The organism is Paenibacillus pinisoli (assembly GCF_003605435.1).
GTDB classification, from domain to species: Bacteria; Bacillota; Bacilli; order Paenibacillales; family Paenibacillaceae; genus Pristimantibacillus; species Pristimantibacillus pinisoli.
The window spans coordinates 1-19,627 of record NZ_QXQB01000009.1 but is presented as its reverse complement, the minus strand read 5'-3'; the positions used below and the strand labels follow the sequence as shown (position 1 = coordinate 19,627).

20 protein-coding genes, 1 rRNA gene and 2 riboswitches are annotated in these 19,627 nt (G+C 53.4%); all 21 genes read left to right on the top strand.

Features of this window, described 5'->3' with window-relative positions; all coding sequences use genetic code 11:
- The first annotated feature begins 14 nt into the window (after window positions 1-14).
- The gene (locus tag D3P09_RS26265) at window positions 15-407 is read left to right on the top strand and encodes a VOC family protein (RefSeq protein WP_120114413.1); all 393 of its coding nucleotides are present in this window, start codon (window positions 15-17) and stop codon (window positions 405-407) included.
- Between the two features lie 286 nt (window positions 408-693).
- Window positions 694-1,632 (top strand): quinolinate synthase NadA, encoded by a 939-nt coding sequence (nadA, locus tag D3P09_RS26260; RefSeq protein ID WP_120114412.1) that lies wholly within the window; start codon window positions 694-696, stop codon window positions 1,630-1,632.
- Between the two features lie 76 nt (window positions 1,633-1,708).
- The gene (nadB, locus tag D3P09_RS26255; protein WP_120114411.1) at window positions 1,709-3,322 is read left to right on the top strand and encodes an L-aspartate oxidase; all 1,614 of its coding nucleotides are present in this window, start codon (window positions 1,709-1,711) and stop codon (window positions 3,320-3,322) included.
- The gene (gene nadC, locus D3P09_RS26250; RefSeq protein ID WP_120114410.1) at window positions 3,315-4,199 is read left to right on the top strand and encodes a carboxylating nicotinate-nucleotide diphosphorylase; all 885 of its coding nucleotides are present in this window, start codon (window positions 3,315-3,317) and stop codon (window positions 4,197-4,199) included. Before nadB ends, nadC begins: the two co-directional genes overlap by 8 nt.
- Complete coding sequence (locus tag D3P09_RS26245) at window positions 4,196-4,966, top strand: type III pantothenate kinase (protein ID WP_120114409.1); 771 nt, start codon at window positions 4,196-4,198, stop codon at window positions 4,964-4,966. Before nadC ends, D3P09_RS26245 begins: the two co-directional genes overlap by 4 nt.
- 4 nt (window positions 4,967-4,970) lie before the next feature.
- On the top strand, window positions 4,971-5,876 hold the full coding sequence (gene hslO / locus D3P09_RS26240; RefSeq protein WP_120114408.1) for an Hsp33 family molecular chaperone HslO: 906 nt from the start codon (window positions 4,971-4,973) through the stop codon (window positions 5,874-5,876).
- 19 nt (window positions 5,877-5,895) lie between these two features.
- Window positions 5,896-6,849, top strand: a complete 954-nt coding sequence (locus D3P09_RS26235; protein WP_165867592.1) for a peptidylprolyl isomerase — start codon at window positions 5,896-5,898, stop codon at window positions 6,847-6,849.
- Window positions 6,850-7,089: 240 nt separating this feature from the next.
- Window positions 7,090-8,028 (top strand): cysteine synthase A, encoded by a 939-nt coding sequence (gene cysK / locus D3P09_RS26230; protein WP_120114406.1) that lies wholly within the window; start codon window positions 7,090-7,092, stop codon window positions 8,026-8,028.
- 133 nt (window positions 8,029-8,161) lie between these two features.
- Window positions 8,162-9,751 carry an anthranilate synthase component I family protein gene (locus D3P09_RS26225; protein ID WP_120114405.1) on the top strand — a complete coding sequence of 530 codons (1,590 nt, stop codon included), beginning with the start codon at window positions 8,162-8,164 and terminating at the stop codon, window positions 9,749-9,751.
- A 53-nt stretch (window positions 9,752-9,804) separates the two neighbouring features.
- Window positions 9,805-10,386, top strand: a complete 582-nt coding sequence (gene pabA, locus D3P09_RS26220; RefSeq protein ID WP_120114404.1) for an aminodeoxychorismate/anthranilate synthase component II — start codon at window positions 9,805-9,807, stop codon at window positions 10,384-10,386.
- Window positions 10,383-11,288, top strand: a complete 906-nt coding sequence (locus D3P09_RS26215) for an aminotransferase class IV (protein WP_120114403.1) — start codon at window positions 10,383-10,385, stop codon at window positions 11,286-11,288. Before pabA ends, D3P09_RS26215 begins: the two co-directional genes overlap by 4 nt.
- Window positions 11,289-11,351: 63 nt before the next feature.
- Complete coding sequence (folP, locus tag D3P09_RS26210) at window positions 11,352-12,200, top strand: dihydropteroate synthase (protein ID WP_120114402.1); 849 nt, start codon at window positions 11,352-11,354, stop codon at window positions 12,198-12,200.
- A gap of 52 nt (window positions 12,201-12,252) precedes the next feature.
- Entirely contained in the window at window positions 12,253-12,639 is a 387-nt protein-coding gene (folB, locus tag D3P09_RS26205) for a dihydroneopterin aldolase (RefSeq protein WP_120114401.1), read from the top strand.
- On the top strand, window positions 12,617-13,168 hold the full coding sequence (gene folK, locus D3P09_RS26200) for a 2-amino-4-hydroxy-6-hydroxymethyldihydropteridine diphosphokinase (protein WP_120114400.1): 552 nt from the start codon (window positions 12,617-12,619) through the stop codon (window positions 13,166-13,168). The genes folB and folK overlap by 23 nt, the downstream gene beginning before the upstream one ends.
- Window positions 13,120-13,332 carry a helix-turn-helix domain-containing protein gene (locus D3P09_RS26195; protein ID WP_120114399.1) on the top strand — a complete coding sequence of 71 codons (213 nt, stop codon included), beginning with the start codon at window positions 13,120-13,122 and terminating at the stop codon, window positions 13,330-13,332. The genes folK and D3P09_RS26195 overlap by 49 nt, the downstream gene beginning before the upstream one ends.
- Window positions 13,333-13,340: 8 nt before the next feature.
- Window positions 13,341-14,360, top strand: coding sequence for a tRNA dihydrouridine synthase DusB (gene dusB / locus D3P09_RS26190; RefSeq protein ID WP_120114462.1), 1,020 nt, complete (start codon window positions 13,341-13,343; stop codon window positions 14,358-14,360).
- A 284-nt stretch (window positions 14,361-14,644) separates the two neighbouring features.
- On the top strand, window positions 14,645-15,121 hold the full coding sequence (gene greA / locus D3P09_RS26185; protein WP_120114398.1) for a transcription elongation factor GreA: 477 nt from the start codon (window positions 14,645-14,647) through the stop codon (window positions 15,119-15,121).
- A gap of 81 nt (window positions 15,122-15,202) precedes the next feature.
- Window positions 15,203-16,708, top strand: coding sequence for a lysine--tRNA ligase (gene lysS, locus D3P09_RS26180; protein WP_424452707.1), 1,506 nt, complete (start codon window positions 15,203-15,205; stop codon window positions 16,706-16,708).
- Window positions 16,709-16,874: 166 nt separating this feature from the next.
- Window positions 16,875-17,762, top strand: coding sequence for a UTP--glucose-1-phosphate uridylyltransferase GalU (gene galU, locus D3P09_RS26175; protein ID WP_120114396.1), 888 nt, complete (start codon window positions 16,875-16,877; stop codon window positions 17,760-17,762).
- A gap of 221 nt (window positions 17,763-17,983) precedes the next feature.
- A riboswitch (cyclic di-GMP riboswitch) is annotated at window positions 17,984-18,062 on the top strand.
- A gap of 79 nt (window positions 18,063-18,141) precedes the next feature.
- Window positions 18,142-18,220: riboswitch (cyclic di-GMP riboswitch) on the top strand.
- A 13-nt stretch (window positions 18,221-18,233) separates the two neighbouring features.
- Window positions 18,234-19,037, top strand: coding sequence for a transglutaminase-like domain-containing protein (locus tag D3P09_RS26170; RefSeq protein ID WP_120114395.1), 804 nt, complete (start codon window positions 18,234-18,236; stop codon window positions 19,035-19,037).
- A 366-nt stretch (window positions 19,038-19,403) separates the two neighbouring features.
- Window positions 19,404-19,627: ribosomal RNA gene (locus D3P09_RS26165) — 16S ribosomal RNA — on the top strand; the annotation flags it as partial.

Sequence of the window (19,627 nt, the reverse complement as noted above, 5' to 3'; positions counted from 1 at the left end):
AGGAGGAATTTCAAATGCAAAAAATCAATACGTTCCTGATGTTCGAGGGTCAAGCGGAGGAAGCCATGAACTTCTATCTCTCGCTGTTCGAGGATTCTGAAGTGATAAGCATCTCCAGGTACGGGCCTGAAGGACCCGGCGAGGAGGGGACAGTCATCCATGCCACGTTCAAGCTGGCTGGCACCACCTACATGTGCATCGATAGCCATGTTAAGCATGCATTCGGCTTTACGCCTGCGATCTCCTTATATGTAAATTGTTCCTCCGAGCATGAGATTGAGACGTTATGTGCAAAGTTGTCGGAAGGCGGAAAAGCTTTGATGCCCCTTGGTGAATACGGCTTCAGCCGAAAGTTCGCCTGGGTAGCCGACCGCTTCGGGGTAACGTGGCAATTGAACCTGGCCTAATGCAGCCGAATGTTCGATATAACAGCAGAACCGAATAATAATGACCAGAGCTCGTCCGGCAAGGACGGGCTTCTTTTCTATAAAATGAGGAAACATCCATTGACAGAGCCACTTGCCAAGTGTAAATTAAATCTTAATCAAATGAATTTATCCCTTTTGGTTTAAACTATAGGCAAGCGAATCCCTGAGTTTGTGCATCATTTCACAAAGTCGCTATGCCGCATAACGGAATGGGACCATCGCGCGTCACCGAAAGGCCCATCCCTCATAAGAGGAGAGGATTAACGTGGAAGCATTGGCACTGGAGCGCAAAGCGGAGCAGAATCGTGAGCTGCGCGAGAGGCTGTTGCAATTGAAGAAAGAGCGTAATGCCATTATTCTTGCTCATTATTATCAGCGGGATGAAATACAGGAAGTAGCGGATTTCCGCGGGGATTCCTTCTTGCTTGCGCAGAAGGCTGCCCAGACGGATGCCGAGGTTATCGTGTTCTGCGGCGTACACTTCATGGGGGAGAGCGCCAAGATTCTGGCTCCGAACAAGACGGTTATTATTCCGGACGAACGCGCGGGCTGCCCGATGGCTGACATGGTCAACGTCGATGGCTTGCGCAAGCTGAAGGCTCAGCACCCGAATGCCACAGTCGTGACATACATCAACTCGTCGGCCGAGATCAAGGCGGAGACGGATATTTGCTGTACATCGGCGAACGCGGTGAAGGTGGTCAACTCTGTAGAAAGCGACGAAGTGATCTGGGTGCCGGACAAAAACCTGGGCCACTACGTGCAGCAGAACACCGACAAAAAGATAATCATCTGGGAAGGCTACTGCAACACGCATGACATGCTGACGGTGAAAGACGTTGAAGAGATGAAGGCGAAGTACCCGAACGCGCAGTTCGTCGTTCATCCGGAATGCCGTCCGGAAGTCGTGGAGCTTGGCGATTTTGTCGGCAGCACGACTGCTATTCTTAAGTATTGCAAAGAGTCCGACGCTCAGGAATTCATCGTGGGCACAGAAGACGGAACAGGCTATCAGCTGAGACTGGACAGCCCGGACAAGACGTTCCACTTCGCGTCCAAATATTTGGTATGTCCGAACATGAAGGTGAACAATTTGAAGAAGCTCGTCAAAGCTCTTGAGACGATGCAGCCGCAAATTTACGTTCCGCCTGCAGTTGCGGACAAAGCCCGTCTGTCGCTCGAGCGCATGCTGCAAGTGAAGTAGCATGCGCTGCTTCGCTTATGCGCGGTAGTCGCAGTGTTCAAATTTAGATGACACCTGGGTGAAGGAGCTAAGCGTTATGATTCCAAGATATTTGGTCGATGTGGAGCTGGATAAGCTGCCAGTCTTAGATAAAGATGTCATCGTAATTGGGGCCGGCATTGCCGGTCTTTTTACCGCTATACGGGCAAGCAGACAGCATTCGGTGCTGATGATCACGAAGAAGTCGCTGCTCGACAGCAATACGCGTTATGCACAGGGCGGCATTGCTGCCGTTATCTCCGATGAGGATTCGCCTGCCTACCACAGGCAGGATACACTCGTTGCGGGCGCAGGTCTATGCTCGGAGGAAGCGGTCGATGTCCTGGTGCATGAAGGGCCGAAGGGTGTTCATAGCCTTATCAAGATGGGCACGCAGTTCGATCTGGAGAACGGCGAATTCGCGTTGACCAAGGAAGGCGCCCACAGCCAGCGGCGTATTCTGCATGCCAACGGCGACGCAACGGGATATGAGATTGTGCGGGCCTTGTCTGAGAATGCGGTCGCCAATGAAAAAATCGAAGTGTGGGATGACCATTTTGTAATCGATCTAGTTACCCAGGACGGAGAATGCTGCGGGGCGATTGTGCAGAAGCCGAATGGCGAGAGGTTGTTCGTGCGCGGCAAAGCCACGATTCTGTGCTCGGGCGGCGCGGGTCAGCTCTATCGCTATACGACCAATCCGGAAGTGGCGACAGGTGACGGAGTAGCTATGGCTTATCGCGCCGGCGCTTACATAAGGGATGCGGAATTTGTCCAATTCCATCCAACGGCTCTATGCTACCCAGGCGCTCCGCGGTTCCTCATATCGGAAGCGGTACGCGGAGAAGGCGCTGTCCTTCGCAACATCAAAGGCGAGCGCTTCATGGAGCGTTACCACGAGCAGTTGGAGCTTGCGCCTCGCGATGTTGTGGCACGGGCTATCGTCAGCGAGATGGAAGCGACCAAGTCGACCTTTGTGTATCTGGATATTACGCATGAGCATGCCGATATGGTGAAGCACCGCTTCCCGACGATCTATGAATATTGCTTGAAATACGGGCTTGATCTTACCTCTGACTGGATTCCGGTAGCGCCTGCCATGCACTATATGATGGGCGGCGTGAAGACGGACCTGAATGGCGAGACGAATATTAAGCGGCTATTCGCCTGCGGCGAGGTGTCTTCGACCGGCGTGCACGGCGCGAATCGGCTGGCGAGCAATTCGCTGTCCGAAGCGATTGTATTCGGCCGCCGTATCGTGAAGCGGATTGAGCATTCGCCGCCGCTTGATATGGAGCCTAAGTTCTATAATGAAGTTGAGCGCAGCAGCGCTCCTATGCAGGCGGTCGTCGAGCGCCGGCTGAAGCTGCAGAAGATCATGGTCCGGTACGTCGGGCTGAAGCGAGATGAGACAGGTCTGAAGAAAGGTCTGGAAGAGCTGAAGCGGCAGCTGCCGATCTTCCAGTCCATTCTGACGGAACGCGAGGAGTTCGAGTTCGCGAATATGCTCACTTGCGCCCTATTGATGACGGAGTCGGCGATTACGCGCGAAGAGAGCCGCGGCGCACATTACCGGGAGGACTTCCCGGAGCGCGATGATCTGGTATGGAGAAAACATACGGTGCTGCACCGTACAAAAGGCATGACCGAGGAGCGAATCGAAGATGTTTGAGTGGACGACAGGCGGATATGACGCGCAGATGAGAGAGCAGATCAGAAGCTGGCTGGCTGAGGATATCGGCAGCGGCGACATCACGACGGAGACGACGATTGCGGCAGGCTCCCGTTCGACCGCTGTCATCCATGTGAAGGAAGATGGCGTTATCGCGGGTATTCCGCTGGCGAAGCTGGTGTTCGAGGTGGTGGACCCGGAGCTTGCCTTCGAAGCGAAGGTGAACGATGGAGATAACGTCACCAAGGGCACGGTGCTCATTCAAGTAGAGGGCAGCACGCACAGCATTCTGACTGGCGAGCGGCTTGCGCTAAATCTTATGCAGCGGCTGTCCGGCATTGCTACGAAAACAAAAGCTTTTGTCGATGCGCTTCAAGGGCTTCCGGTCCGTCTGGTCGACACGCGCAAGACAACGCCTGGCCATCGCATGCTGGAGAAGTACGCGGTGCGAGTAGGCGGCGGCTTCAATCACCGGTTCGGCTTGTATGATGCGGTCATGATCAAGGATAACCATATTAAGGGCGCAGGCGGCATTGCCGCTGCCGTCTCTTCGGCACGCCGCCAAATTCCGCATACGATGAAGATCGAAGTGGAGACGGAGTCGCTGGCACAGGTAGAGGAGGCGCTCGCTTGCGGCGCTGACATCATTATGCTGGACAACATGACGCATGAATTGATGAGGGAATCCGTTGCCTTGATCAAAGCAACGTCGCCTCATATTATTGTAGAGGCCTCCGGCGGCGTGAAGCTGGATACCATACACGGCATTGCCGCATGCGGCGTCGATGTGATCTCGGTCGGCGGTCTGACTTACTCCTTCCAAGCGCTTGATATCAGCTTGGATCTCAATGAGAAGAAGGAGGTCGGCCGGGGATGATTCTGGTCATTGACGTGGGCAATACGAATATTGTGCTCGGCATCTACCGCGGCCAGGAGCTTCTATATCATTGGAGGCTGAGCACGAACCGCTCGGCTACCGTGGATGAATACGGCATGAACATTCATAACTTGTTCCTGTATGCAGGGATTAAGATGGAGCAAGTGGATGGCGTCATTATCTCCTCGGTCGTTCCGCCGCTGATGCGGACGCTGGAGCAGCTTTGCCTGAAATATGTGCGCAAGACGCCTCTTATTGTCGGACCGGGCGTGAAGACAGGTCTGAATATCCGTTACGAAAATCCGCGAGAAGTGGGGGCGGACCGGATTGTGAATTCGGTTGCGGGCATCGAGAAGTACGGCTACCCGCTTATCGTCGTTGACTTCGGTACAGCAACTACCTTCGATTATATTGATACAACAGGCAGTTACCTCGGCGGAGCGATCGTGCCCGGCATCGGCATCTCTACGGAAGCGCTCTATCAGCGCGCAGCGAAGCTGCCGCGCATTGAGCTGCAGAAGCCGAAGAGCGTCATTGGGCGAAATCCGATTACGTCGATGCAAGCAGGTATTATTTATGGCTATGCTGGACAGGTTGATGGTATTGTGAACCGCATTCGGGCCGAATTCGGCGTGAATCCGAAGGTGGTTGCGACAGGCGGGCTGGCGGAGCTGATTGCCGCCGAATCGGAGACGATTCAAGAGGTGGATCCGCTGCTGACGCTGGAAGGCTTGAGAATTATTTATGAACGCAACCAGGAGGGTTAAATAGATGACAGAGCAGCTGAAGGACATATTGGTGCGCGGCACGGCTTGGGGCGGGAAGATTCGCGTATTCGCGACCCGCACGACCAATATCGTGGAGGAGCTGCGGCGACGTCACGATTCTTTCCCTACGGCGACGGCGGCACTGGGCCGCACGCTGTCGGTAGGCGCCATGATGGGCGCTATGCTGAAGGGCAAGGAAAGATTGACGATTCAAGTGAAGGGCGACGGGCCGATCGGCCAGGTCGTCGTCGATGCCAACGCAGACGGAGAGATTCGCGGTTATGTCGATCATCCTCAGGCACATCATAACAGCAATGAGAGAGGCAAGCTCGACGTGGCCGGTGCAGTGGGCACGTCCGGGTATATCCATGTTACGAAGGACCTTGGCCTTAAGGAGCCGTACCGGGGCAGCGTTCCGCTAATCTCGGGGGAGCTTGCGGAGGACTTCACGTATTATTTCGCAGTATCGGAGCAGACGCCATCCGCTGTAGGCGTAGGCGTGTTGGTGGAGAATGATAATTCCGTCCTGCAAGCAGGCGGCTACATCGTTCAGTTGATGCCGGGCCTTTCGGACGCCGAGATTACCCGTCTGGAAGAGGCGGTAGCCAAGATGCCGCCGGTGACGACTTTGCTGGCCCAAGGCCAGACGCCGGAGGATCTGCTAAAATGGTTGGTAGGCGAGGAAGATCTGATTATTCACGATACGATGCCGCTGATGTTCAAATGCCAATGCTCCGAGGAGAGAGTGGAGCAGACGCTGATCAGCCTTGGGGAATCCGAGCTGCGCATGATTATTGAGGATGATGCAAAGGCGGAAGTCGTATGCCACTTCTGCAATGAGAAGTATTCGTTCGGCAAGGAGCGGCTGGAGCAATTGCTGGCACAAGCAAAGCCGAAGCCGGTTCAATAATAGAAAGGCAGTCCAGGCCATGAAGAGATATGAGGTTCTGAAGGCTGTGGTCATCCTTCAAGCCGTCTGTATGATTGCTCTGACGGGCATGGTGGTGGTGAAGGTGTGGCCGTTGCCTGGTTTACGGGGAAGCGAGCAAGGCGGACCGTCGATGCCCCCTGCTCCGTCCGATTCCGATGGGAGCGTAGTGGCGTCGGTTGGAGGCCAGCCGATTACAAGAGATGAGCTGACCGGCGAGCTGTACAAGCAGTATGGAGACGAAGTGCTTCGGGCATTGATGCTCCGGCATGCGCTGGAGCTGGAGTCGAAGGCGACCGGATACCGCGTCTCCCAGGAGGAGCTGAACCGGGAGATTGCCGCTGCGGCGGAAGGCTACGGGGATGAAGAAGCGTTCTATCGAATGATGAAGGAACAGCTCGGATTGTCCAGGGAGCAGATTCAGGAAGAGTACCGCTACCGGCTGCTGCTGGAGCATTTTACAATCAAGGATATAACGGTCGCCGATCATGAGGTGGAGCGCTACATGCAGGACCACCCGGAGCAATTCGAGCCGCAGCTGCAATACCATCTGCGCTGGATTGTGACGAGTACAAGAGAGCAGGCGGAGAGCGTGCTGTCGAAGCTGATGGACGGGGAGTCGTTCGCGGCTATGGCCAGGCTCTACTCCAATGATGAATTTACGGCTGAAGACGGCGGGGATCTGGGGATGGTCGATGCGGATGATCCGTTCCATGACGAAGAGGTTCTGGCCGCAGCAGCCGCAATGGCTGTTGCGGAAATTGCCGGACCAATCGAACTGGCGGAGAAAGGTTATGCGATTATTGAGCTGGCAGGCCGGAAGTCAACGTCCAACCTGGCAAGCGACCGGCTGTTCGAGCAGGCTCGCAGGCAGCTTGCGCTGGAGCGGGCCAAGCCTCTGAATGTGATGGAGGATGAGCTGCTCATGCGTTATGATGCGATGATGATGAAGTGAACACGACCGTGCTGGGAGCGCGGTCGTTTTTTTTCCAAAATATAAGGAAGTATAAGTTTCACGCTATACTGGACTTATATTTCACCGCGAAACGTGAGCTGTTGCCGCCAGAGGACGGCGATAGCCGTTTACGCTTGATAGAAAGCAAAAGTGACTATTGACAACATTGGCGCGAGATTGATAAGATGTAATTAGTCAAAAACCAACTATTTTAGTCGGAATAAGGAGGACTTTCATTCCATGGCCAAAATTGTACAAAGCGTAACTGATCTGATCGGAGATACACCCCTTGTTCGTTTGAACCGCCTCGTGCCTGAAGACAGCGCGGAGATTTATGTAAAGCTGGAGTACCAGAATCCGGGTGCCAGCGTGAAGGACCGCATTGCGATCAGCATGATCGAAGTGGCGGAGCAAGAAGGCCGCATTAAGCCGGGCGACACCATTGTTGAGCCTACGAGCGGCAACACGGGTATCGGACTTGCGCTTGTAGCAGCTGCGAAAGGCTACAAAGCGATTCTTGTTATGCCTGAGACGATGAGTATCGAGCGCCGCAACCTGCTTCGCGCATACGGAGCTGAGCTGGTGCTGACGCCAGGCTCCGAAGGCATGAACGGCGCAGTGCGCAAAGCGGAAGAGCTGGTTCAGGAGAACCCTTCGTACTTCATTCCGCAACAATTCAAAAACCAAGCCAACGTGAAGATCCACCGCGAGACGACAGGACCTGAGATCGTGGAAGCGATCAACTCCCTGGACGGCAAGCTGGATGCGTTCATTGCAGGCATCGGCACAGGCGGCACGATCTCCGGCGCTGGCGAAGTGCTGAAGGAAAGCTTCCCTGATATTAAGGTGTATGCGGTAGAGCCTGCGGCATCTCCAATTCTGTCCGGCGGCAACCCTGGCCCGCACAAAATCCAAGGTATCGGCGCGAACTTTATCCCGGATATCCTGAACCGTGAGATCTACGACGGCATTATTACGGTTGAGAACGAGGATGCATTCGAGCATGCGCGTCGCGCAGCGAAGGAAGAAGGCATTCTGTGCGGCATCTCCTCCGGCGCAGCGATCTTTGCAGCGCTGAAGGTAGCGAAGGAGCTGGGCAAAGGCAAGCGCGTTGTTGCGATCGTACCGAGCAACGGCGAGCGTTACCTGAGCACGCCTCTGTTCAACTTCGAGAACTAATCCTTTTTAGGATCTATACCATACGCAGGTCAGAGAAGAGCCTTTCATTCCTCGGGATGGAAGGCGCTTTTCTTTTCTCGGGCATTTCTGTATACTGAGCGAAATAAGCATCGGGGATCGGGGGATTTACAAGATGATTACCGCCTGGGAAGAGTGGATTCGGTGGCGCGCCGAACAGAGATATACGACGCTGCCGCTAGTGAAGGAGCTGCCGCTTCAGAGGGAGCAGGGAGGCAAGGTGGCCTCCTGGGAGGAAGCGTGGCAGGACGCCTCGCCGTATGCCTTCGTGCTGGAGAGCGGCAAGGACGGAAGGTTCACCTATCTGGGGCTGCATCCGGACAGCGTCATTCGCGGCAAAGGGCTGGAGGCGGAGTCGATCGATTTCCGCGGGCTGGACGAGCATTCCGGGGAGCGCAAGAAGTGGAAGGGCAAGCCGCTGGAGGTAGTGCGGGCATGGATGAGCGACGGCAAAGGTCCGCGGCTCGCGGCAGCAGACGGGCCGAAGTGGCTGGGCGGGTGCGCGGGCTTTTGGAGCTATGATATCGTGCGCACCATTGAGCGTCTGCCGGAGCTGGCGAGTGACGATTCCGGCTTGCCGGATTATTTGTTCATGAGGATGAATGAAATTTGGGTCGTCGATCATAAGCGCAGTGTCGTGTATTGCGTCGTGCATAGTCCGGTATCGTTCGGCCAGTCGGACGAAGAGCTGAGGGCCGTCTACGAGCAGGCCTCGCTAAGGGCCGAGGGAATGGCGGATTATTGGCTGACCTGGTTCGAGGAGGAGAAGGCGCGCGAGATGGCGGAGAAGCTGCGCGCAAGCAGATTGGCTTATATGGAAGGAGAATCGCTTCATATCGACGTCAAGTCGATACCGGGCGTCGAATCTCCAACTTCCAAGGAAATGTATATGGACGCTGTGCGGGCTGTACAGCGCTATATCGGGCAAGGAGACGTATTCCAGGTCAACTTGGCCCAGCGGCAATCCAAAGCCGTGTCGACGCCGCCAGAGGAGCTCTATGAGTGGCTCAGACTCTTTAACCCTTCTCCCTATATGGGCATGCTTCGTTCGCCTGACTTCCAGCTGGTGTCGGCCTCGCCTGAATTGCTGGTAGAGCTGAAGGGGCGCGAGCTGGGGACTCGGCCGATTGCGGGCACGCGCAGAAGGGGGCGCACGGAGGAAGAGGATTTGCTGTTCGCCGAGGAGCTGCGCACGAATGAGAAGGAGCGCGCCGAGCATATTATGCTGGTCGATCTGGAACGCAATGATTTGGGGCGCATCTCTGCCTATGGAACGGTTAAGGTGAAGGAACTGATGGTGATTGAACGCTACTCCCATGTCATGCATTTGGTGTCGCAGGTAGATGGGGAGCTGGCGGACGGCAAGGATGCGTATGACGTAATCGCAGCGACCTTCCCTGGCGGGACCATTACCGGCGCGCCGAAGATCCGCACGATGGAGATCATTGAAGAGCTGGAGCCCGTGCGCAGGGGCCCGTATACGGGATCGATGGGATGGATTGACTATAACGGGGATATGGAATTTAATATAATTATTAGAACGATGGCGATCAAAGACGGAACCGTCTATATTCAGGCCGGAGCGGGCATCGTCATCGACTCGGACCCGAACCGCGAATATGAGGAATCGATGAACAAGGCGAAGGCGCTGTGGAAGGCGATTCAGTATAGCGAGCGGTTCGCAGACAGAGAATCGGAGCAATAAAGTTTGGGGAGCTTTGCTTCTATCAATAGATTTGGAAAAAGGGGATGTGGAGCATGATACTCGTAATCGACAACTATGATTCGTTCACGTACAATCTGGTGCAATACTTGGGCGAGCTGGGCGAGGAGATCGTCGTGAAGCGGAACGACGAGATTGACCTTGCCGGCATTGAGGAGCTGGCGCCCGATCATATCCTGATCTCGCCGGGTCCATGTTCGCCTAACGAGGCGGGTATCAGCTTGTCGCTGATTGACCATTTCAAAGGCAAGATTCCGATCCTCGGCGTCTGCCTCGGCCATCAGTCGATCGGACAAGCCTTCGGAGGCGAGGTCGTGCGAGCGGAGAAGCTGATGCACGGCAAGACATCGCCCATTCTGCATGACGGCAAGACGATCTTCGAGGGTATGGAATCGCCGTTCACAGCGACGCGCTATCATTCCCTGATCGTTCGCCGCGAGACGCTGCCGGAATGCCTGGAGATCAGCGCAGAGACGGCAGAGGGCGAAATCATGGGGCTGCGGCATAAGGAATATGCGATCGAAGGCGTGCAATTCCATCCGGAGTCCATTATTACCGACCATGGGCATACGATGCTTCGCAACTTCATGCGCCATCGGTCAGGCGTCGTGCAATGAAAATCGGTCTGAACGGAAATGTGGTTGACGCGCATGAAGCTGTGATCTCAGTCTATGATCACGGCTTTTTGTACGGTCTGGGACTGTTCGAGACGTTCCGAACCTATCATGGCAAGCCCTATCTGCTGGAGCGGCATATGAATCGCTTGAAGTCGGGATGTGCGGAGCTGGGCATTCCCTTCGATATGAACATAGGCCAGCTTGAAGACTGGCTGGGGGGACTCTTGCGGGAGAATGGGCTGGAGGATGGCTACGTGCGGTTGACGGTGAGCGCCGGCGAGGGCGCTCTTGGCTTGCCAAGCGGCGATTATACGCAGCCGACGATCATCCTGCTTGTGAAGGAGCTGCCGCCCGTGAATGAGGAAGCGCTGCGGCTGGGCAAAGAGCTGCGTCTGCTTCGCACGGTGCGGAATACGCCGGAGGGAACGGTGCGATTCAAATCGCTTCATTATATGAACAATATTATGGCGAAGAGAGAGCTTCTGGGGCTTGGTGATGGCAGGAGTCCGCATCTGATGCCGGCGCATCCCGCAGCGGAAGGATTAATGCTGACACGCGAGGGCTGGCTGTCCGAGGGTATTGTAAGCAATTTGTTCTTCTTGCGCCAGGGCATCGTTCATACACCTGCAGTGGATACGGGCATATTGCCCGGCATTACCCGAGGGCGTGTGATGGAGCTGGCTTCAGCTGCGGGCTATAGGGTGCAAGAGGGGCATTACGGCTGGGCAGAGCTTGCCTCAGCCGATGAGATCTGGCTGACCAATTCCATTCAGGAGCTGGTTCCCGTCACAGAGCTGACTCGCTTTGATACTTATGAGAGAATCCGGATTGGCGGGGGTTCGGCCGGTGCGGTGACAATGGAGCTGCTGGGTTCATACCGCGCGGATGCCGCAGTGTTATGAGAGGGCGGCGATATGGGGCATGCTAGCCGAAGAGCGAATGAGCAAGAGGAGACGTGACAGACGATGAATGCTAGACCGACATATTGGCAACGATCCTATGACCTGGGAGGCGGCGTGAAGCTTGATTTGGGCCAGCGCACTCTCATTATGGGCATATTGAACGCGACGCCCGATTCGTTCTCCGATGGGGGCCGCTATAATGATGTGGACCGCGCCGTCGCTCACGCCAGGGAGATGGTGGCTGCGGGCGCGGATATTCTGGATATCGGAGGCGAATCCACCAGACCCGGGTTTGAGGCGGTCAGCGCAGAGGAAGAACTGAAGCGGGTGCTGCCGGTTATAGCGGCCGTTCGTGAAGCTTTGCCGGGAATCGCCATCTCGATAGACTCTTACAAAGCTGTAACGGTGCGCCAGTCCTTGGAGGCGGGCGCTCATATCATTAATGATATATGGGGGCTGAAAGGCGATCCCGATATGGCGGCTGTGGCAGCCGAATATGGCGCGCCGGTTATTCTGAATCATAACCGCCATGAGCGGGACTACCATGATTTTGTGCAGGATGTCATAGCCGATCTGAAGAACGGTGTCGATATTGCGAGAAGAGCGGGCGTTCAGGACGATCACATATGGCTGGATCCCGGCATCGGCTTTGCCAAGACCTATGAGGACAACTTGGAGCTGATGGACCGTCTGGACGAATTGGCGGCGCTTGGGTATCCGGTGCTGCTGGGCACATCGCGCAAGCGATTCATCAAGCAGACGCTTGATTTGCCGGTGGATGAGCTTGTTGAGGGGACGGCAGCGACGGTCGCGCTAGGCATAGCGCGCGGGTGCCAGATCGTACGCGTGCATGATGTGCTCGCCATCAAGCGGACAGCGCGTATGATGGACGCGATGCTATATCGGACTTAGGAGTGTGCTAGCGCAGCCTATAGCTGCGGACAGGAAGGGAGCAGGAGACAACATGGACCGAATGATAGTAAAGGGAATGCGCTTCTATGGGTATCATGGCGTATTCGCGGAGGAGAACAAGCTGGGACAGCAGTTTTATGTCGATCTGGATCTGGGCATTGATCTTGAGCAGGCTGCAGCTACGGATGACCTGGCCTATACAGTGAACTACGCGGAGCTTCACGCTCTGGCCAAATCGATCGTGGAGGGGCCTCCCTTCAAGCTGATTGAAGCGCTGGCCGGTCACATTGCATCGCGGGTTCTTGAAGCTTATACTATGATCAATGACGTTACCGTCCGCGTGACGAAGCCGCATCCGCCGTTCGATATCCACTTTGACGGCGTGACGATTGAGCTTGCGAGAAAGCGGGATGCCGATGGCCGAATTGTACGAGCGTAACGCTGAAGCGGAAGCTTATATCGCCCTTGGCTCCAATATGGGAGAGCGCGACAAGCTGCTGATGGATGCGATCGAGCGCATCGACGCTCACCCGGAGATTCGGGTATTGCGCGTATCTGGCATCTACGAGACGGAGCCCGTTGGCTATACCGATCAGCCTTCTTTTCTGAACATGGCGATTGCCGTGTCCACCACCTTAGAGCCCTTGGCTCTGCTGCGCGAGCAGCTCGAGCAGGAACGCCTCCTCGGGAGAATTCGACATGAACGTTGGGGACCAAGAACCATTGACCTCGATCTCCTCCTATACGATAATGTCAGAATGGATCAAGAGGAGCTGACGCTGCCGCATCCGCGCATGATGGAGCGGGCGTTCGTGCTTGTTCCCTTGCATGATGTGATCTCGGATTCGCATCCTTTGCACGAAGGGGTTCAGGCTGCGTCTTATGCGGCGCTTCGGGAAGGAAAGGAAGGCATCACGTTATGGAAAACAATCAATTGGCGCAGCGCGTCAGAGCCTTTCGGAAGCTGAAGGGCTATACACAGCTAGAGCTGGCCAAGGAGCTTGGCGTATCGGTAGCGGTGCTGGGATCGCTGGAGCGGGGCACGCGGAAGAATGATCCCAAGCTGCTCAACCATATCGCGAAGACGCTGGGGATCAGCTACGAGGAACTCATGACCATGAAGGAGGATTGAAGGGCGGCATGCTGAAAATCGGAGACATCGAGATGAAGAACAGAGTCGTGCTGGCGCCGATGGCAGGCGTGTGCAACCCGGCTTTCCGACTTATTGCCAAGGAATTCGGCACGGGGCTTGTATGTGCGGAGATGGTAAGCGACAAGGCGATTCTGCACGGCAACAAGCGTACGATGGAGATGCTGTTCGTCGATGAGCGGGAGAAGCCGCTCAGCCTGCAGATCTTCGGAGGCGACCGCGAATCGCTGGTCGAAGCGGCCAAAGTCGTCGACAAGCAGACGAATGCCGATATTATCGATATCAACATGGGCTGTCCGGTGCCGAAGGTAACCAAGTGCGACGCAGGCGCGCGCTGGCTGCTGGACCCTAACAAAATATATGAGATGGTATCCGCGGTGGTGGATGCTGTCGACAAGCCTGTAACGGTGAAAATGCGGATCGGCTGGGATGACGAGCATGTGTATGCAGTCGAGAATGCGCGGATGGTAGAGAAAGCTGGCGGCAGCGCCGTCAGCGTGCATGGACGCACACGCGAGCAGCAGTATACCGGCAAGGCGAATTGGGACATTATAAGGGACGTCAAGCAAGCGGTATCGATTCCCGTCATTGGCAACGGCGATGTATTCTCGCCTGAGGATGCCAAGCGGATGCTGGAGCAGACGGGCGTAGACGGCGTCATGATCGGACGCGGAGCGCTGGGCAATCCATGGATGCTGTATCGCACGATCCAGTATCTGTCGACCGGCGAGCTGCTGGGCGATCCAACCCCTCGCGAGAAGATGGAAGTGGCGATTCTCCATCTGGACCGCCTGATTGCTCTGAAGAATGAAGCGGTAGCCGTCCGCGAGATGCGCAAGCATCTGGCTTGGTATCTGAAGGGACTGCCTGGCGGCGCGCGCGTGAAGGATGCCATTATGGAGGAAACCGGACGCGACCGTATGGTTATCATCTTGGACAACTTCATCCGCTCGCTTGAGAACGAGGGTGTAGGCTCTGAGACTGGCACAGCCGGGGAAGCCGTACATTAACCTATGGAAAGACACGTCAGGCGGTTATTCGACAATGGTCGACAGTAACCGCTTGTCGTCGTCTTTCCTTTTTGGCGCATAAATGAAACGGTTTCAATGGCGGGGCTGGCTCCGATTGACATTCAAGAGACCATGCAATATAATCGTGCAATATAATCTAACATTTAAGTTACAGTCCACCATAGGCAACAGCAGGTATGATGGGTATCATGCGTAATATATTAAGTAACAGTGAATTCATACAACGTATGAAAAATTAGTCACACGACAGGAGAATCGGAAAGATGAACGATAAGCAAATCATTCTGACTCAAGACGGGCTCAAGAAGCTGGAAGAGGAACTTGAGAACCTGAAGTCGGTCAAACGTCGTGAAGTAGCTGAGCGGATCAAGGTCGCGATCGGTTATGGCGATATTAGCGAGAACTCGGAATATGAGGATGCGAAGAACGAGCAAGCTTTCATCGAAGGCCGTATTATTACGCTGGAGAAGATGCTTCGCAATGCCCGCATCATTAATAATGATGAGATTGATATCGATACCGTCAGCATCGGATCGATTGTAACGGTAGAGGATTTGGAGTTCGGCGACACGATGGAATACGCGATCGTCGGCACAGCCGAGTCCGACCCCCTTCAGAACAAGATTTCGAATGAAAGCCCCGTTGGCAAAGCGATCCTGGGCAAGAAGAAAGGCACAGTCGTAGAGGTTAACGTACCGGCGGGCATTATTCAATATAAAATTGTCGATATCAAAAAATAAGGTGTGCGATTCACGATTTCGAAAGCTTCCTTGCCGGAAGCTTTTTGAGCGTTTGCCGAATGTGTTAAGGAGATGAATGAATTGGAACATGATAACAACCAGAACAGCGAACAGGAGCTGAGCGAGCTTCTGCAAATTCGCAGAGACAAGCTCGATGAGCTTCGCGGACTAGGCGTGGATCCGTTCGGTCAGAAGTTCGAGCGTACGCACAATGCCAAGGACATCTTGAGCGCCTATGAGGGTCTCAGCAAGGAAGAGATTGAGGAGCAGGGCATTAAGGTCAGCATTGCCGGCCGCATCATGCAGAAGCGCGGCATGGGCAAGGCTGCCTTCGCTCATATTCAAGATCTGACAGGCCGCATCCAAATCTATGTCCGCAAGGATTCCGTAGCCGAGAACAAGTTCGCGGCGTTCGACCTGCTTGATATCGGCGATATCGTAGGCGTGAAGGGCGTTGTCTTCAAGACGAATACGGGCGAGGTGTCGGTCAAGGCGCTTGAGGTGGAGGTGCTGACGAAGTCGCTTCTTCCGCTTCCGGATAAGCATCACGGCCTGAAGGACGTAGAGCTGCGCTACCGCCAGCGCTATGTCGATCTGATTGTGAACCCGGACGTTCAACAGACGTTCATCTCCCGTTCCAAAATCATTCAATCGATGCGCCGTTACCTGGATTCTCTGGGCTACCTGGAAGTAGAGACGCCGACGCTGCATTCCATTGCAGGCGGCGCGGCAGCACGTCCATTCATCACGCATCATAATGCGCTGGACATGCAGTTGTATATGCGTATTGCGATTGAGCTTCACCTGAAGCGCCTTATTGTCGGCGGCCTGGAGAAGGTATACGAGATCGGCCGCGTCTACCGCAATGAAGGCATCTCCACGCGCCACAACCCTGAATTTACGATGATTGAGCTGTATGAGGCTTATGCCGACTACAAGGATATTATGGCGCTCACCGAGAATATGATTGCGCATATTGCGCAAGAGGTTCTGGGCACGACGAAGATCAAGTATCAGGGCCATGACGTTGATCTGACGCCGCAATGGCGCAGAGTCAGCATGGTTGACCTTGTCAAAGAGGTAACGGGCGTTGACTTCAGCGTCCAAATGACAGATGAAGAAGCTCATGCTCTGGCGAAAGAGCATAAGATTCCGGTAGAGCCGCATATGACGTTCGGCCATATTCTGAATGCCTTCTTCGAGGAGCGCTGCGAGTCTACTCTTATCCAGCCTACGTTCGTTACAGGACATCCGGTTGCGATTTCGCCGCTGGCGAAGAAGAATGCCGATGATCCGCGCTTTACGGACCGCTTCGAGCTGTTCGTCGTGGCGCGCGAGCATGCCAATGCGTTCACAGAGCTGAACGATCCGATCGACCAGCGCGAGCGCTTCGAGGCGCAGCTGGAAGAGAAGGAGCAGGGCAACGACGAGGCGCATGATATGGATGATGATTTCATCCGCGCGCTGGAGTACGGCATGCCGCCAACCGGCGGTCTTGGCATCGGTATCGACCGTCTGGTCATGCTGCTGACCGATTCGCCGTCCATTCGCGACGTGCTTCTGTTCCCTCATATGCGCGGTCACTAAATACGATGACACGGCTTATGACGAATAAAACCATGCCCCACAGCTGTGGGGCATTTTTTTCAAGTTACTTTTCTGAAAAATCTAATCATTTGGGTTAAAGGAAGAGATTTTTGAAAGCCAAAAACAGTATGAAATCATTATTAGTTGGGAAATCGGAGGCGAAAGAATGAAAGTTCGGAAGGCTATTATTCCAGCTGCTGGATTAGGGACACGCTTCTTGCCAGCTACTAAAGCCATGCCCAAAGAAATGCTGCCTATAGTCGACAAGCCAACTATTCAGTATATAGTTGAAGAAGCTGTGGCGTCTGGAATTGAAGATATCATCATCGTGACGGGCAAGGGCAAGAGGGCGATCGAAGATCACTTTGACAACTCATTCGAGCTTGAACAGAATTTATTGGAGAAGGGCAAGCTTGAGCTGCTCAATGAGGTTCAGAAATCATCTAAAATGGTTGATATCCATTACATACGGCAAAAAGAGCCGAAGGGCCTGGGACATGCCATATGGTGCGCAAGGAAGTTTATTGGTAATGAGCCGTTTGCGGTACTATTAGGCGACGATATTGTTCAAGCCGAGAAGCCTTGCTTAAGACAGCTAATTGAACAGTATAATCGATACCGGTCATCCATTATCGGGGTACAAAATATAGACCCGTCAGAGACGTTCAGATATGGCATCATTGCAGGCAAAGAAGTCGACAATCGCTTGCTTAGCGTGCAATCGCTAATCGAAAAACCTAAAGTCGAGGATGCTCCTTCCAACATAGCCATCATGGGGCGCTACATCCTGACGCCTAGAGTATTTGAAATATTGGAGAATCAAAAAACAGGTGCAGGAGGGGAGATTCAGCTTACGGATGCGATTGCGGAGCTCAATCAATCCGAGGCTGTATACGCCTATAATTTTGAGGGAATCCGGTATGATGTTGGTGAAAAGCTAGGATTTATCAAAACAACGATTGAAATGGCATTAGATAATCCTAGCCTAAAGGATGAATTGATGATATATCTAGATCAACTGGTCACTAACCTAAAGTCGAATACTAGGGCTTAGGCGAACCAACGAAGAGAACCCCATCCCAATACAGGATGGGGTTTTCGTATGCCTGCAGAGTAGTCTATAAGCAGCGGTTGCAAAAAAATTGTTCGTTAGCTCGACCGTTCAGTTCACTCGCTCGACAGCACGCATGGATCAAGCCGTGATTCTACCATTTTTGAACAAGTTCTCTATTGATTTACTAGAAAAATGTGGTAGTATAGAACCATATAAGCAATACACGATAATGGCAAACCTATCGAAAGATAGGGACGCAAAGCTATAGGGCCTTCCTGATGATGGCAGCCAGCTACCGAATGGACATGCTTATTTTTATTTTCATAGGACTATATAGAACACTGTATAGGTCTATATCGAACGAATCGTCGAATAGTAGACTCGATAATGGCAAACCTGGCGAAAGTCAGGGACGCAAAGCTATAGGGCCTTTTTATTGATGGCAGCCAGCTACCGAAAGGAGTGTTGTTCGTGCGAAGATTCACTCTACTGCTTATTGCGGCATTGTTCTTTCTCTCAAACGTACCTGCAACGACATATGCTAACGCCGGCAAGAGCTGGCTGGACAAGTCAGATGCTTCAAGCGGAATCATAACTGTCTCTTATAATGTGAAGAAAAATGTGAAAACAAAAGTGATGATTGCAAAGGGCCAAGAAAGCTATACGTACAATTTGCCGATCGGTGAAAGTACAGAATTCTTTCCTCTGCAGCTCGGGAATGGGGAATACACGGTCTCTTTGCTGGAGAATATCTCGGGGAAGTCTTATAAGGTCCTGAAGCAGGACAAGCTCACCTTAAAGCTGAAGAATGATAACGCGGTATACTTGAACTCAGTACAGAATATTCGCTGGACTAGCACGGACAAACCTATAAAAAAAGCCAAGGAGCTTGCGAAAGGGAAAAAGTCCGATGCAGAGAAAGTAAAGGCTGTATATGATTTCATAACAGCCAATATCGTGTATGATCAAGCGCTTGCCAAAAATGTGCCATCCGATTATTTGCCGAATATCGAGCGCACATTTACTTCCAAGACCGATATCTGTTACGGTTATGCTTCTCTAACTGCTGCGATGCTTCGCAGCCTGGATATTCCGACCAAGCTGGTCATGGGTCAGACAGAGTACCTGGACGTGTACCACGCATGGAATGAAGTTTATTTGAACGGCAAGTGGGTAACGATCGATACGACATTGGATTCTAGTGTCGTGCAGAGCAAGAAGAAAGCGGTAATGATCAAAGAGAGCAAGATGTATACAAAAGCCAAAGAGTATTAATTCATTATCTATAGATAATAGTATGGGCTCTCCTAGTGGAGGGCCCTTTATATATGTTTTAAGAAACCATACAGCTAAGGAGTTCATAGCAAGATAGCTTGCATGATGAGGAGGAAGGCTGACGAAGTGTATCTGCTAGAAGAACAACATATTATAGAAGAAAAGAGTCTATGAAAACTTTTTTAAAAAAGTACTTGCAATCGTATAGGCATACATGATATATTATCTAAGTCGCCGCTGAGACATACGGCCGACACGGTAAAACGAAAGACAAATGATTGTTCTTTGAAAACTGAACAACGAGCGAAAATGCCCTGTCATTTATGACAGAAAAGCAACAACGTTATTGAGCAAGTCAAACTAACTTTTATGGAGAGTTTGATCCTGGCTCAGGACGAACGCTGGCGGCGTGCCTAATACATGCAAGTCGAGCGGACTTGATGGAGTGCTTGCACTCCTGATGGTTAGCGGCGGACGGGTGAGTAACACGTAGGTAACCTGCCTGTAAGACTGGGATAACATTCGGAAACGAATGCTAATACCGGATACGCGAGTTGGTCGCATGGCCGATTCGGGAAAGACGGAGCAAT

Excerpts from the sequence above, each read along its gene's own strand:
- D3P09_RS26235 (WP_165867592.1), top strand. The coding sequence starts at position 5,896 with ATGAAGAGATATGAGGTTCTGAAGGCTGTGGTCATCCTTCAAGCCGTC.
- folK (WP_120114400.1), top strand. The coding sequence starts at position 12,617 with ATGGCCGAATTGTACGAGCGTAACGCTGAAGCGGAAGCTTATATCGCC.
- D3P09_RS26245 (WP_120114409.1), top strand. The coding sequence starts at position 4,196 with ATGATTCTGGTCATTGACGTGGGCAATACGAATATTGTGCTCGGCATC.
- D3P09_RS26195 (WP_120114399.1), top strand. The coding sequence starts at position 13,120 with ATGGAAAACAATCAATTGGCGCAGCGCGTCAGAGCCTTTCGGAAGCTG.
- pabA (WP_120114404.1), top strand. The coding sequence starts at position 9,805 with ATGATACTCGTAATCGACAACTATGATTCGTTCACGTACAATCTGGTG.
- D3P09_RS26215 (WP_120114403.1), top strand. The coding sequence starts at position 10,383 with ATGAAAATCGGTCTGAACGGAAATGTGGTTGACGCGCATGAAGCTGTG.
- D3P09_RS26265 (WP_120114413.1), top strand. The coding sequence starts at position 15 with ATGCAAAAAATCAATACGTTCCTGATGTTCGAGGGTCAAGCGGAGGAA.
- folB (WP_120114401.1), top strand. The coding sequence starts at position 12,253 with ATGGACCGAATGATAGTAAAGGGAATGCGCTTCTATGGGTATCATGGC.
- greA (WP_120114398.1), top strand. The coding sequence starts at position 14,645 with ATGAACGATAAGCAAATCATTCTGACTCAAGACGGGCTCAAGAAGCTG.
- cysK (WP_120114406.1), top strand. The coding sequence starts at position 7,090 with ATGGCCAAAATTGTACAAAGCGTAACTGATCTGATCGGAGATACACCC.
- D3P09_RS26225 (WP_120114405.1), top strand. The coding sequence starts at position 8,162 with ATGATTACCGCCTGGGAAGAGTGGATTCGGTGGCGCGCCGAACAGAGA.
- hslO (WP_120114408.1), top strand. The coding sequence starts at position 4,971 with ATGACAGAGCAGCTGAAGGACATATTGGTGCGCGGCACGGCTTGGGGC.
- galU (WP_120114396.1), top strand. The coding sequence starts at position 16,875 with ATGAAAGTTCGGAAGGCTATTATTCCAGCTGCTGGATTAGGGACACGC.
- nadB (WP_120114411.1), top strand. The coding sequence starts at position 1,709 with ATGATTCCAAGATATTTGGTCGATGTGGAGCTGGATAAGCTGCCAGTC.
- folP (WP_120114402.1), top strand. The coding sequence starts at position 11,352 with ATGAATGCTAGACCGACATATTGGCAACGATCCTATGACCTGGGAGGC.
- dusB (WP_120114462.1), top strand. The coding sequence starts at position 13,341 with ATGCTGAAAATCGGAGACATCGAGATGAAGAACAGAGTCGTGCTGGCG.
- nadC (WP_120114410.1), top strand. The coding sequence starts at position 3,315 with ATGTTTGAGTGGACGACAGGCGGATATGACGCGCAGATGAGAGAGCAG.